The following is a 12,917-nucleotide window of genomic DNA, read 5'->3' as shown; positions in this document are numbered from 1 at the left end:
CTGACCACCGGCGAGGCGAGCAGCCGTCCGGTCTCTTCGGCCGGTGTCGGTTCACGCTGGGCACGGATCTCCCGCAGCTCACGGACCTTGGGGGGGCGGGCGGGCGCGCGGTTCCGGGGACGGCGTTTCGGCGATCCCGTTTTCTGCGGGCGGTTCCGGTGCGGCGCTGTCGGCGGCGACGATTTCGTCGGCAGCACCGAGGCGGGCCATTACCCCACCGACCGGGACCATCCCGCCCTCGGGAACGAGAATCTCGATCAGGACGCCCTCGTCGAGGGCTTCCATCTCCATATCGGCCTTGTCGGTTTCGACCTCGGCGATGATGTCGCCGATCTCAATCCGGTCCCCAGGCTGCTTGAGCCACTTGAGAATCCGGCCCTCCTCCATGGTATCACTGAGACGGGGCATACACACGTCGATGGCCATGCACTCCTCCTCTCCAGCACGCTGGGCGATGATGACCCCCTGGGCAAGAAGAGAGCATTATCCGCCTTTCCAGCGTCGGCGCCTTCCCGCACGCAGTATATCGCTCTTCAGACACCGGGTGAAGGGTAGGTCACACCAGACGAAACGACCGGCGGTGGACCGGACACGGGCCGAACTCGCGCAGGGCGGCTCGGTGGGCGGCCGTGGCATAGCCCTTATGCCGGGCGAAACCGTAGTGCGGATAGCGGGCGTCAAGCTCAATCATCAGCCGGTCGCGGTGGACCTTGGCGATAATCGAGGCGGCGGCAATGCTGAAAATGTCACGGTCGCCCTTGATGAAAGCGGTCTGGGGGCAGGCCAGCCCCGGGACCTGACGGCCGTCAACCAAGACCTGCTGGGGCGCGAGGTCCAGCCCCTCGACCGCCAGCCGCATGGCTTTGAGGCCAGTCTGATAGATATTGATGCGGTCAATCTCCTCGACCTCGACCAGCCCCAGCCCGATGGCGCGGGCGACCCGACGAATATCAGCGTCCAGGCGCTGGCGGGCTGTGGCGGTGAGGGTCTTGGAGTCCCGTACGCCTTGAGGCCAGGCGGCCGGAATGTCGATATCTGAGGCGGGCTGCTGGGCGGGGAACATCACCGCCGCGGCCACAACCGGGCCGGCCAGAGGCCCGATGCCGACCTCGTCAACCCCGGCAACCGCCCAAAACCCCTGTTGCCACAGCCGACGCTCCTGGCTGAGGGTCGGGCGCACCCGGCGCGTACCAGGAGCCATGGCTCGATCTGGTCTCAGTCGGCTGCAGATTTCGTGCGGGCGCACACCACGTACAGCGGATCGGACTGGCCGGGGTTGGGACTCAGGTCGTAGAACAGCGGCGCCTCAAAACCATCGGTGAGCTGAAAATACTTCTCGACCAGCTCGCGTCTGCCCGCGTCGCGGATCGTTTGCCAGATACGGACCGCCTTGGTCGGGAACATGCGGTTGGAGAAGAAGACGGCGAACGGCGCGCCCGGTTTGAGCACCCGCCCCACCTCGGCGAACACTTCGAGCGGTTTGACCATGTACTGGATGGAAACCGTGACCAGCGCGCCGTGAAACGTCTCGTCTTCAAACGGCAGGCTGGGATCGGTGTTCAGGTTATGCACGACATAGTCGTCCAGGTCCGGGTTATCGGCCATTTCCTCCATATTCAGGCCCAGGCCCACCAGGCGTTGCTTGGCAAAGCCCTGGGGCAGATGCGAACGCCAGCTGCTCATCAGGTCGAGCAAGACGCCGTTTGGCGCAAACGCGGTCTGGATGAAATCGCCCACCGCCGCAATCGCCGGCTCGTCAATATGGACGACCTTGCGCGCCATCTGGTAGAAGCGCTCATCCTCGGTTTCGTCGATCCGATCAAACATCTCGGCCTTAAACGGCTCGGGGTAGTCCACGGCGGTCCTCCCTCACTGCTCGAAAAACTGTACCAGCGCGGCCGTGGTCTCCTGCGGCTTCTCAAACGGCGGGGCGTGACCACAGTCGGGGATGGGCACCAACTGCGAGCCGGCGATACCGTCGCGATAGGCGTCGCCGTGTGCCCGGGGGACGAGACGGTCGGCCTCGCCCCACACGATCAACGTCGGCACCTGTACCCGATACAGACGCTCGCGGAGCTTTGGATTGCACAGATAAGGATTCCAGCCGACCCGAGCGGTGGCCGCCCGGGCTTTGAGGACATCAGACAAGACCTCGGGGCTAGGATTTTCAGGAATAAAAGTCTTGGCCAGACTGGAGTCCGGGTCGGCAAACAGCAGACGACGGGTTTCGGCCGGATTGGCGGCAAAAATATCGGCAATGGGATGGCCGGGCACCCGCAGGCCGACCGCGCTGACCAGCGCCAGTTTGCGCACACGCTGGGAATAGCGGACTGCCAGCTCGGCGGCCAGCCAGGCGCCCAGCGACAGCCCCACCACGTAGGGCTGGACCAGTTCAAGCTCGTCCATGAGATCGGTGTAGTGAAACACCAGATCTTCCATGCCGTCGATCTTGTCCAGGCCCTCAGACTGGCCAAAGCCGGGGTGGGCCGGAACGTACACGCGGTAGTGCCGGGCCAGCTGTTCAAAAAAGGGCAGCCAGCTGACCTCGCCGCCGGCACTGTGCAAATACAGCAGGGGCTCGCCGCTGCCGCCGCTGAGCAGCTGAATGCTTGTGCCCCGAACCGTCAGTCGTTGTTCCTGATAAGACATGGCTCTCTCGTTTCAGGCCCCCGTGTACCACATCGCTGCCGGACTGCAAGGGGGATATGCCGGCGAGCCTAGCAGCCTTCCCCCTGCCCGCGCTGAGGCGCGGCTGGCACGAAGACACTCAGCGCCTGCGGAATCGTCTCCAGTCTGGCCGGCAGGGGGCCGATCCGTTCCCCGTCGGCGTAGATATCGCCGGGCTGATCGGCATGAATCGTCATGGCGCGGCCACACAACGTCTCCACCCCGGTGTGGTAGACGTGCCGGCCCTTGAATACGCGGGGGAACACGGACAGCAGCTCAAGCCTGCCCACGCCGTTCACCACACACGCGTCCAGCTGGCCGTCGTCCGGCCGGGCGGCCGGCACCAGAGCCATCCCCCGGCCACTGCTCCAGGTATTGCCGACCGCGATCAGCCAGCTGTAGCAGCGGCGACGACCGCCTTCGTACTCCAGGCTGAAGAATTGGGGCTGAGAGCGGAAAACCGTGGCAAGCGTGAGCAGCGTATACACCCCATTCGTCCGCAGACGGGTCAGGGCGTTGGCCCGGCGATTGATCTCGGCGGCAAGGCCCATGACCGCCATTGAGAAAAAGTAGCGTCCGTTGGCTTGGCCGACATCGATCCGCCGCTGCCGGCCGGCGGCGAGCGTGGCGCAGGCGGTCGGGATATCGAGCGGGATGCCTAAGCCCCGCGCAAAATCGTTGCCCCGGCCGGCCGGAATGATGCCCAGCGGCGTCCGGGTTCCGACCAACTCGGCGGCGACCTGACTCACCAACCCGTCGCCGCCGATACCGACCACCGCAGCCGCCCCGTCGACGAGCGCCTGGCGGGCCAGTCGGGTAGGCTCGTGGGGCGAGACGCTGTAGCAGACCTCGTGGGTTACTCCATGGCCGGCCAGCAGCTGGGCGGCCTGCTTCGCCACCGCCCTCCCCCGCCCCCGGCCGGAGCTGGGATTAACAATGAGCCGGATGGCTGCCATTGCCCCGGACTGCCGGCGGCAAGCTTGCCCGCCCCGGCGGCTCTGGTTTGCTCATCTTTCGCCACCCCGCTCAGAATGGGCCTGCACAAAGTTCTGACTGCCGGCCGAGGCCATGCTGGCGGTGGCTGAAATCTCCAGGCACAGGGCAGTAGCGGCAATGAGCTGGGCAAAACGGTAGACTTTGCCCGGTCCCAAGCAGTCCATCAGACGGAGATACGCCTGGGCGTGGGGCAGACTCGTTCCGCCTCCAACCGTCCCGACTTCCAGGCCGGACAGACGGATCGTGATGTGGATGCCGTCTTCGGTCCGGGAGACCGAATCGTGGGCCATGCTGCTCGTGCCAACCATACCCAAATCCTGGCCGGTGGCGGCAAAGACGGCCGCCACGGCCGAGGCCGGCGTGAAGGCGAAGGACTGCATGCCGCTGGCGTGCGAGCCGTGCAGCCCGGCGTGTTCCAGGGCCAGCACGTCGTCGGCCCGCACGCGCAAGACCCGCCGCAACACAGCCTCGGGCAGCGTGGCCTCGGCCATGACCAGCTTGCCGTGGCCGGGGAACTGGAAAAAGGCGTGGCTGGGCTTCTTATCGCCACCCATATTCGTTTCGACAAAGACGTGCAGCGGTTCGAGACCGGTCTGGCGCGCAAAACGCTCGCGGATAAAGCCCTGATTCAGGGCGTAGGCGTTGCGCGTCATCATGTTCGGGCCGCAGGCGTCACCGGTTGTAAACCGATACAGCACGTGACACATGGGCCCGACCACATGCGTCTCCAGCCCGCGCAGGACGGCGTGCGAGCTGACAGGCGGAAGGGCGGCGGCGGGCGGGGCGTGCCGAGCCTGCCGCAGCCAGTCGGCCATCTCCGTTTGCCGGCCGGCCAGCCAGTCGGCCAGGCGCAGCGCCTCCCGGGTCGAGCCAAAGACAAAACACGAGTCTCGGGTCATGCGATCAGCCAACACATGGGTGCGGATGCCGCCGGCCAGCCCTGCGGCGCGCACGCCGCGCTGGACCGAGGCGGACAGGCCGCCCTCGGTATGGGCCAGGGGAACAAACACGTCTTCACCCGTTCGTCCCGACTCCCGAACGCAACCCGTCTCATCCAGCCTGTAGTCGCCCAGGTTTACGGCTAGCGGACCGACCACTCCGACGGGCAGCACCATATGGCCGCTCAGACACTCCTGAAAACGGCCCAGTACAGCCTCCGGGACCGGCCAGCTCAGCACATGGTGGTGGTCGGCCTCCCAGTGGGCCAGGGCTCGCAACTGGTCTTGTCGGTACTGAATGGTGGGGGGGCGATTGGCCCGTGGCCAGCGCAGGCCGGGCTGAGCGCGGGCGGGGCGTGCTTTCACGCCGGCTCGTCCTGCGGCGGCTCGTGGAGCTGCATGCGCCGGACCTTCTTCTCCACATCATAGACCACCGCGTCAAAGAGCAGCTTTTCGTCAAGGCCGATAAAGTCGGCCTCGTCTTTCAAGCCGGCGTGGATGGCCCGCATCAGTCCAATCAGCTCATCCCGCATCTTGAGAAAGTCGGACTTGAGCTCGGGTTTGCGCTTGAGTTCCTCGCCCAGGTACAGCTCGGCAAAGGCCAGGTGGCGGGCTTCGTCAATGATAATGCGCCTGGCAAACTCGGCGAACAAGGAGGTCGGATGGGCTTTGACCAGAATGCTGTAAAAATGACGGGCCAGGATATCGCTCAATAAAATGCCCCACAGCCACTCAACCTTGTCACGCGACTGAAACAGCCGGGCCTGATAGCGAAACATGACTTTCAGATCGCGAACCTCCAGCGGACGGAGGCCCATCTTGTTGTAAAAACGGGTGATCGTCTCGAAGTGGCGCGCTTCGTCAAGCAGAAAAGTCGAAAGATAGAGCTGAGCCTCGGTTTGATGGGTGGCGAAGAATTGCGGGATGACCGAACTCGCTCCGACCATCGCCGTCTGCTCGCCCAGGTAGACGGGGGTCAACACGTGGGCGAAAGCGCGCTGCTCAGCCTTGTCGAGGCCCAGCGGCTGGTCCCAGTCGATCACCGACGCCGACCACTGGCCCTCTACCCCCTTGCGGAAGAGTTCCATGAGTTTGGTATTCTCAACACACGGAAACACCCGAATCACGATCTCCCCCTATCCCTCATCCGACCCGGTCAGTCCCAACTCGTTACAGACCGTAGGGCAGCCCCCATATAGCAATCCTGAGGCTGGCGTACAAGCATGCGCAGCCGTGGAGGCGCCGCAACCCATCTCAGTCCTCCTCCCGGCCCCACAGCCAGGCGACAGTCCGCCAGCCGTACTGCACGCCCGAGACAACAGTCGCCCCTCCGGCCAGCCCCCAGACCGTCCAGACCAGCAGGCCAGGCAGCCAGTGCGGCGACAACAGTTCAACCAGCGCCATGCTGACCGTCACCAGCACGAAAAACGTCCCCCACTTGCCAACCCGGCTCGGCTTGGTGCGAATCGTTCGGCCCGTCCACAGAAAGATGAGGCCAAAGCCGCCGACCAGGGCCACATCCCGGCCCACCACCAGACAGGTCAGCCACATCGGTACGCCGCCGACCAGCGTGAGCATGACCAGGCTGCTGCCGGCCAGGGCTTTATCGGCCAGGGCGTCAAAGCGCTTGCCGAATTCTTCAGCGTCACTACCCACATAGCGCGCGACTTGTCCGTCCAGCCAGTCGGTCAGGCCGGCAAAGACAAAGGTGCTCAGCGCGGCCGCGTAGCGCTCGCGGATCAGCAAAAACAGCAGCACGGGAATGGCCAGGACACGCAGGGCGGTGATCAGATTGGGCAAGACCCGAGGGTGGCGCAGCTCTATGGAGAAGGACGAGCTTGTATTCACGCGTTCAGCTTCTGTCCGGCCAGCCCGGTTGCGGCCAGCCTCTTGCGGAGCTGTCCGGCCACCTTGGCCGACACCCGGACGGTCAGCCGGACGCTCGTGTTCGTATACGTTTGTTCCACCACCGTGCCATTTGTGTGCAGAAAATCCAGGAGCTGTCCAGCGTCCAGGGGCAGCTCCAGCCGCAGCACGCGCCGCTTCCGTTCCAGACGGCGCGCGATAGCCCCGAGCAGCGCCGCAGTACCGGCTCCCCTCAGGGCCGAGATGCCAAAGCAGGTCTCGCCTCCGACGCCACTGGCCGTCGGCGCCTGAGTCGCTCCAAACCCGGGCCACACCACGTCTTCGGGGGGCTCGGCCGGCAGCCGGTCCAGCTTATTCCAGACGGTCAAGGTCGGGATGTGGGCCACCCCGATCTCTTCCAGCACCCGCTCGGCGACCGTCTTTTGCTCCAGGCAGCGCGGGTGGCTGGCGTCAATCACGTGCAACAGGAGGTCGGCCGTCCGCACTTCTTCGAGGGTGGCCGTGAACGCGTCAATGAGCTGGTGGGGCAGCTTGTTGATAAAGCCAACCGTATCCGTCACCAGCACGGTCTGCCCGCCGGGCAGGTCGAGGCGGCGACTGGTCGGGTCCAGGGTGGCGAAGAGTTTGTCTTCGACCAATACCTGCGCCCGGGTCAGGGCGTTCATCAGGGTCGATTTTCCGGCGTTGGTATAGCCGACGAGGGCGAGACACGGAAAGGGCACACGGGCACGCTCGTGACGGTGGAGACCGCGCGTCCGCTCGACCTCCCGCAGACGCCGGCGCAGGGTGGCAATGCGCTCTCGAATCCGCCGCCGGTCAACCTCGAGTTGGGCTTCTCCCGGCCCCCGGCTGCCCAGCCCGCCACCGAGTCGCGAGAGGTGCGTCCACTGGCGGGTGAGGCGTGGGCGCAGATACTCGAGCTGGGCGAGTTCGACCTGCAACTTCCCGGCCTGGCTCTGGGCGCGCTGGGCAAAGATATCCAGAATCAGCTGGCTGCGGTCCACAACCTTGAGACGCAAGATTTTTTCGAGATTACGCTGCTGGGCCGGGGACAGGTCGTCGTCAAAAATGACGACAGTGGCGTTCGTGGCGACGCTCAGCTGCTGGACCTCGGCCAGCTTGCCGCTGCCGATATACGAGGCCGGCTGCACACCGTTGCGCAGCACCTGGCGCACCTGACCGGCCACCTCCAGGCCGGCCGTATGACTCAACCGGGTCAGTTCGTCCAAGGACTCGTCGAGTCGAAGGGTGCCGCCGGGCGCGCTCGTCCCCGCTTCAACACCGACCAGCACGGCGCGCTCGGGCCCGGCCACAGCCCGGTGTTGACGACGGTCAGCGTTGCGGATGCGCGCCATAGCCCGGACCAGTTCAGCGGTTCAGCGGAACGACGCCACCCCACTGCCAAAGACATCCTCGACCGCCGACAGCATGGCCCGGGTCGGGGCAACGCACAAGGCCTGGGGCAGGGCGATAACCGTCTCGCGGTGATCGGGCCGCAGCAGGTGTAAAAAGGCCGGACAGCCCCCCTGGTGCTGGGTCAGCACCGCCCGCAGGGCCAGCAGATCCTCTCTGGTCGTGACATCGGACGGGACCTGAATATGGACTTGGCTGACCTCGTCTTTGGCCACCGATTCCAGCGGCACCAGCTCATCGGCGATAATCTGACAGCGGTCTTCGTCCACATCGAGCGCACCGCTGAGACAGATCGGCTCGTCGGCGTGCAGACTTTGCTCATACTTGCGATAGGCTTCGGGCCAGACAATCACCTCCACCACCCCAGCCTTGTCTTCCAGCGTGAACGTGGCGTAACGGTCACCCTTTTTATTGTTCTTCAGCTTGAGCGTCTGGACCATCCCGGCCAGGCGCACCTTCTCCTGGTGGGCGCGGCCTTTTATCATGGCGGTGGTCAGCGACACCACCCCATGCAGGCGGCTCTCGTAGCGGTCAAGGGGATGGCCGGTAATGAAGAAGCCCAGGATTTCGCGCTCGTGGTTGAGTTGCTCGTCCTCCGACCACTCGACCACCTGCGGCAGCTCGGGCCGGGTCGGATCCTTGCCGCCACTGGCTGCAAATAAGCCCATCTGGGCGCTGTTCGCCCCCCGCGCCTCGTACTCGGCCCACTTCATGGCCGTCTCACAGCCGGCCAGCAGCTGGGCCCGTGGCAGACCGAAAGAGTCGAGCGCACCACATTTGATCAGGCTTTCCATGACCCGTTTATTGACCTGCGGTCCCTGCACCCGTCGGTTGAAGTCGTACCAGTCCTCAAACGGTCCGTCCTGGCGAGCCTGGCAGATGACCTCAATCGCCTTCGAGCCCACGCCCTTGACCGCCCCCAGGCCAAAGCGAATGCTGTCCTCGCCAACCGTAAAGCCCTCGTCGCTGACGTTGACGGCGGGCGGCAGGACCGGGATGTTTTGCAGGCGGCAGTCGGCGATATTCTTATACGTCTTGCTGGTATCGCCCATCTCGATGCTCATCAGCGCGGCCATGAACTCGTGGGGGAAGTGGGTTTTCAGATAGGCGGTCTGATACGACAGAAAGGCGTAGGCGGCGGCGTGGGACTTGTTGAAGCCGTAGGCCGCAAAGGTTTCCATGGCGTCAAAAATCTCGCTGGCCGTTTTTTCCGGGATCCGGTTGTGTTTGGCCCCGGCCAGAAACTTGCCGCGCTCCTCCTGCATGACCTCTTTTTTCTTTTTGCCCATGGCCCGGCGCAAGGAGTCGGCGTCGGCCAGGGAGTAGCCGGCCAGAACCTGGGCGATCTGCATCACCTGCTCCTGGTAGATGGTGACGCCGTAGGTTTCCTTCAACACCGGTTCGAGCAGCTTGTGGGGGTAGACTGTCTGCTCCTTGCCGTGTTTGCGACGGATGAACTGCTCGGCCGCCCCGCTGTCCAGGGGCCCGGGTCGGAACAGGGCGATGACGGCAATAATGTCTTCAAAGCAGCTGGGTTTCAGCTGGGTGATCAGCTTGCGGATGCCGCTGCCCTCCATCTGGAAGACCCCGACCGTGTCGCCGTGGGTCAGCCTGCGATAGGTGGCCGCATCGTCCAGCGGCAGGGTGCTCAGATTGATCTCACAGCCGCGGGTCTTTTTGATCCGGCTGACCGTATTGGCCAGCAGGGTCAGGGTCTTCAGGCCCAGAAAGTCGAACTTGATCAGCCCGATAGCGTCAACCTCAGGCCCGGCAAACTGGGTCAGCACGCTGCCCTCTTTATCCACAAACAGGGGCAGGTGATCGACCAGCGCGGTCGGCGAGATAACCAGACCGGCGGCGTGCTTGGAGGCGTGGCGGAGCAAGCCCTCGAGCTTCAGCGAGTAGGTGAACAGCTTCTCCTCGCGCTGGCCGGTGGTCCGAATCTCGCGCAGCCGCGGCTCCATCTCCAGCGCCGCCTCAAGCGGAAAATCCTTGCCCTGCTTGGGCGCCGGATAGAGCTTGGCCATCCGGTCGGTTTCGCCGAACGAGAACTCCAGGGCGCGGCCCACGTCCTTGATGGCCTGTTTGCCCTTGAGCGTGCCAAAGGTAATGATCTGGGCGACCTTGTCCGAGCCGTATTTGTCCTTGATGTACTGGATCACCTCGTCCCGGCGTTCAAAGCAGAAATCAACGTCGATATCCGGCATGCTCTTGCGGCCGGGGTTGAGAAAACGCTCGAACAGCAGCTGGTAGCGAATCGGATCGACATCGGTGATCTGCAGACAGTAGGCGACCAGACTGCCGGCCGCAGACCCCCGGCCGGGACCGACCGGAATGCCCTGGGATTTGGCGTACAGAATGAAGTCGGACACGATCAGGAAGTAGCCGGCAAAGCCCATATCCCCGATCACCTTGAGCTCGAAGGCCAGCCGCTCACGGTACTCCTGTTCGGCCTCCGAGCTGAATTCGGGATGGGCGTCCCGGATCGGCCCCAGGCGCTCCTCCAGTCCCTGCTGGGCGACGCGCTCCAGGTGCTGCTCCAGGGATTCATGCTCGGGAATGGCAAAGACCGGGAACTTGAACTCGCCGAACGACAGCTCCAGATTGCACCGCTCGGCAATATCAAGGGTCGCGTCAACGGCCTGGGGATGGTCGGCGAACTCGGCGCGCATCACCTCGGGCGACTTGACGTACAGCTGGTCGGTGCCCAGCCGCCAGCGTTTGTCGTCGGACATGACCTTACCGCTCTGGACGCACAGCAGTACCTCGTGGGCTTCGGCGTCCTCGGCGTTCAGGTAGTGGCAGTCATTGGTGGCCACCAGCGGCAGCGACAGCTCGCGGGCCAGCTCGATCAGGGCCGGGTTGAGCTGTTCCTGCTGGGGCAGGTGGTTGGCCTGGATCTCGATGTAGAATCGCTCGTCAAAAATGGCCGCATATTCCTCGGCTACCTCACGCGCCGACTTTTCGCGGTTCCCCAGCATGGTCCGCGCCAGCTCGCCGCTCAAGCAGCCCGACAGGGCGATGATCCCGCTGTTGAGTTCGCGCAGCAGAGCCTTGTCGATCCGGGGTTTGCGATAAAAGCCGTCGGTGTAGCCGGCCGTGACCAGACGGCACAGATTGCGGTAGCCGTCCAGATTCATGGCCAGCAGGACCAGATGAAAGTTGCCGCCGTGCTCCTGGTTGTCGGCTCCCGACAGGTTTTTGTCAAAGCGGCTGTGGGGGGCGACATACACCTCGCAGCCGATAATCGGCTTGACCCCGTGCTGGGCTGCGGTGCGATAAAAATCGACCGCACCGAACATATTGCCGTGGTCGGTCATGGCCACTGCCGGCATGTCATAGGCTGCCACCTGGGGCATCAGATTCGAGACCTTGTTGGCCCCGTCCAGCAGGCTGTACTGGGTATGCAAGTGCAGATGAACGAATCCCATTCCGACTTCCCCTCCGTCACCGCTCGGGCGTCGCTCGACAGACGTCACTCGGCGGTTCCTCATTCCCACTCGATGGTTGCCGGCGGCTTGGACGAAATATCCAGCACCACCCGGTTGATGCCTCGGACTTCGTTGATGATGCGGTTCGCTATGGTATTCAGCAGCTCGTGCGGCAGCCGGGCCCAGTCGGCGGTCATGCCGTCTACGCTCTCGACCGCCCGGATGGCGACCACGTTCTCATAGGTTCGCGCATCGCCCATCACCCCGACGCTTTTGACCGGCAGCAGGACGGCAAAGGTCTGCCACATCTTGTGGTAGAAATCCGCCACCCGGATTTCCTGATCGACGATGGCGTCGGCCCGGCGCAGGAGCGCCAGCTGCGATTCCTCGACTGCCCCGAGTATACGAATGGCCAGGCCCGGTCCGGGAAAAGGCTGACGACCAACAATCTCCTCGGACAGCTCCAGGATACGCCCCAGCACCCGGACCTCATCTTTGAACAGCTCGCGCAGGGGCTCGACCAGGGCCAGCCGCATACGCTCGGGCAGGCCGCCGACGTTGTGGTGGCTTTTGATGGTGGCCGACGGGCCCTTGAACGACACCGACTCGATCACGTCCGGGTACAGGGTGCCCTGGGCCAGAAAGTCGGCTCGCAGCGGGCGGGCGGCTTCCTCAAAGACATCGATGAAGGTGTGACCGATAATCCGGCGCTTGCGCTCCGGGTCTTCAACTCCGGCCAGGTTCTTGAGAAAGCGCTCGGCCGCATTGACACACCGCAGCCGGATTCCGAGACCGGAGAAGGTCTGCTCGACCTGCTCGGCCTCGCCCTGGCGCAGCAGACCGTTATCAACAAAGATACACGTCAGGCGCTCACCGATCGCCCGGCTGAGCAGGGCGGCTACGACTGCGGAATCGACCCCGCCGCTCAGCCCGCACACTACCCGACCGTCGCCGACCTGCTGGCGGATGCGCGCAATCTCGTGCTCCACAAAGCCTTCCATGGTCCAGTCGGGCCGACAGCCACACACCCGAAACAGGAAATTGTGCAAGACCTCGCGGCCACGCTCGGTATGCACCACCTCGGGATGAAACTGCACCCCGAACAGGCGGCCCGAGGTATCGCGGCAGGCTGCGATCGGCGAGTTTGGCGAATGGGCCAGCACCGACCAGCCGGCCGGCAGGCGCTCGGACTTATCGCCGTGGCTCATCCAGACCTGGCTGGAGTCGGTGCTGGAGAATCCGGCAAACAGGTCACGCGTATCATCGACAAACAGCCGAGCCGCCCCGAACTCCCGCCGCTCAGCCCTGACCATCTCGGCCCCGGCCAGCTGGTGCAGGACGCCCATGCCGTAGCAGATGCCCAGAAAAGGTACCGGCGTATCAACCACCGCCGCCGCCAGCCGGGGCGCGTCGGCCTCATACACGCTGGCCGGCCCACCCGACAGGATAATGCCCTGGGGTTGCAGCCGGCGGATGGCCTCGGCCGCCGCAGAGTAGGGATGAATTTCGCAATACACCTGGGCTTCCCGTACGCGGCGGGCGATCAGCTGGGTGTATTGGCTGCCAAAGTCAAGAATAAGAATCATATGACGCTGGAGGGCCGCTA

At 64.3% G+C, this 12,917-nt stretch carries 11 protein-coding genes; all 11 read right to left on the bottom strand.

From position 1 onward, the window contains the following. Positions 1-78: 78 nt before the first annotated feature. The 11 genes from J4F42_02090 to guaA all read right to left on the bottom strand — a co-directional run bounded on the left by J4F42_02090 (position 79) and on the right by guaA (position 12,897). The gene (locus J4F42_02090) at positions 79-426 is read right to left on the bottom strand and encodes a hypothetical protein (GenBank protein MCE2484277.1); all 348 of its coding nucleotides are present in this window, start codon (positions 424-426) and stop codon (positions 79-81) included. A gap of 130 nt (positions 427-556) precedes the next feature. After that, positions 557-1,201, bottom strand: a complete 645-nt coding sequence (locus J4F42_02085; GenBank protein MCE2484276.1) for a ribonuclease HII — start codon at positions 1,199-1,201, stop codon at positions 557-559. Positions 1,202-1,215: 14 nt separating this feature from the next. Next, on the bottom strand, positions 1,216-1,857 hold the full coding sequence (locus J4F42_02080; GenBank protein ID MCE2484275.1) for a class I SAM-dependent methyltransferase: 642 nt from the start codon (positions 1,855-1,857) through the stop codon (positions 1,216-1,218). A gap of 12 nt (positions 1,858-1,869) precedes the next feature. After that, positions 1,870-2,649, bottom strand: coding sequence for an alpha/beta fold hydrolase (locus J4F42_02075; protein ID MCE2484274.1), 780 nt, complete (start codon positions 2,647-2,649; stop codon positions 1,870-1,872). Positions 2,650-2,717: 68 nt separating this feature from the next. Beyond that, positions 2,718-3,623, bottom strand: coding sequence for a diacylglycerol kinase family lipid kinase (locus J4F42_02070; GenBank protein ID MCE2484273.1), 906 nt, complete (start codon positions 3,621-3,623; stop codon positions 2,718-2,720). A gap of 51 nt (positions 3,624-3,674) precedes the next feature. Further along, positions 3,675-4,967 carry a hypothetical protein gene (locus J4F42_02065; protein ID MCE2484272.1) on the bottom strand — a complete coding sequence of 431 codons (1,293 nt, stop codon included), beginning with the start codon at positions 4,965-4,967 and terminating at the stop codon, positions 3,675-3,677. Further along, positions 4,964-5,728 (bottom strand): ferritin-like domain-containing protein, encoded by a 765-nt coding sequence (locus J4F42_02060; GenBank protein ID MCE2484271.1) that lies wholly within the window; start codon positions 5,726-5,728, stop codon positions 4,964-4,966. The genes J4F42_02065 and J4F42_02060 overlap by 4 nt, the downstream gene beginning before the upstream one ends. 127 nt (positions 5,729-5,855) lie before the next feature. Beyond that, on the bottom strand, positions 5,856-6,449 hold the full coding sequence (locus tag J4F42_02055) for a CDP-alcohol phosphatidyltransferase family protein (protein MCE2484270.1): 594 nt from the start codon (positions 6,447-6,449) through the stop codon (positions 5,856-5,858). Further along, positions 6,446-7,822, bottom strand: coding sequence for a GTPase HflX (hflX, locus tag J4F42_02050; protein ID MCE2484269.1), 1,377 nt, complete (start codon positions 7,820-7,822; stop codon positions 6,446-6,448). Before hflX ends, J4F42_02055 begins: the two co-directional genes overlap by 4 nt. Positions 7,823-7,843: 21 nt before the next feature. Continuing rightward, positions 7,844-11,311 carry a DNA polymerase III subunit alpha gene (gene dnaE, locus J4F42_02045; protein MCE2484268.1) on the bottom strand — a complete coding sequence of 1,156 codons (3,468 nt, stop codon included), beginning with the start codon at positions 11,309-11,311 and terminating at the stop codon, positions 7,844-7,846. A gap of 59 nt (positions 11,312-11,370) precedes the next feature. Then, on the bottom strand, positions 11,371-12,897 hold the full coding sequence (gene guaA / locus J4F42_02040; protein ID MCE2484267.1) for a glutamine-hydrolyzing GMP synthase: 1,527 nt from the start codon (positions 12,895-12,897) through the stop codon (positions 11,371-11,373). Positions 12,898-12,917: the final 20 nt, after the last annotated feature.

Source organism: Desulfurellaceae bacterium (assembly GCA_021296095.1).
GTDB lineage: Bacteria > Desulfobacterota > Binatia > Bin18 > Bin18 > JAAXHF01.
Note: the sequence above shows the minus strand (reverse complement) of the source record. Positions and strands in the feature narration are given on the sequence as shown.

Excerpts from the sequence above, each read along its gene's own strand:
- J4F42_02090 (MCE2484277.1), bottom strand. The coding sequence starts at position 426 with ATGGCCATCGACGTGTGTATGCCCCGTCTCAGTGATACCATGGAGGAG.
- J4F42_02085 (MCE2484276.1), bottom strand. The coding sequence starts at position 1,201 with ATGGCTCCTGGTACGCGCCGGGTGCGCCCGACCCTCAGCCAGGAGCGT.
- J4F42_02075 (MCE2484274.1), bottom strand. The coding sequence starts at position 2,649 with ATGTCTTATCAGGAACAACGACTGACGGTTCGGGGCACAAGCATTCAG.
- J4F42_02070 (MCE2484273.1), bottom strand. The coding sequence starts at position 3,623 with ATGGCAGCCATCCGGCTCATTGTTAATCCCAGCTCCGGCCGGGGGCGG.
- hflX (MCE2484269.1), bottom strand. The coding sequence starts at position 7,822 with ATGGCGCGCATCCGCAACGCTGACCGTCGTCAACACCGGGCTGTGGCC.
- dnaE (MCE2484268.1), bottom strand. The coding sequence starts at position 11,311 with ATGGGATTCGTTCATCTGCACTTGCATACCCAGTACAGCCTGCTGGAC.
- guaA (MCE2484267.1), bottom strand. The coding sequence starts at position 12,897 with ATGATTCTTATTCTTGACTTTGGCAGCCAATACACCCAGCTGATCGCC.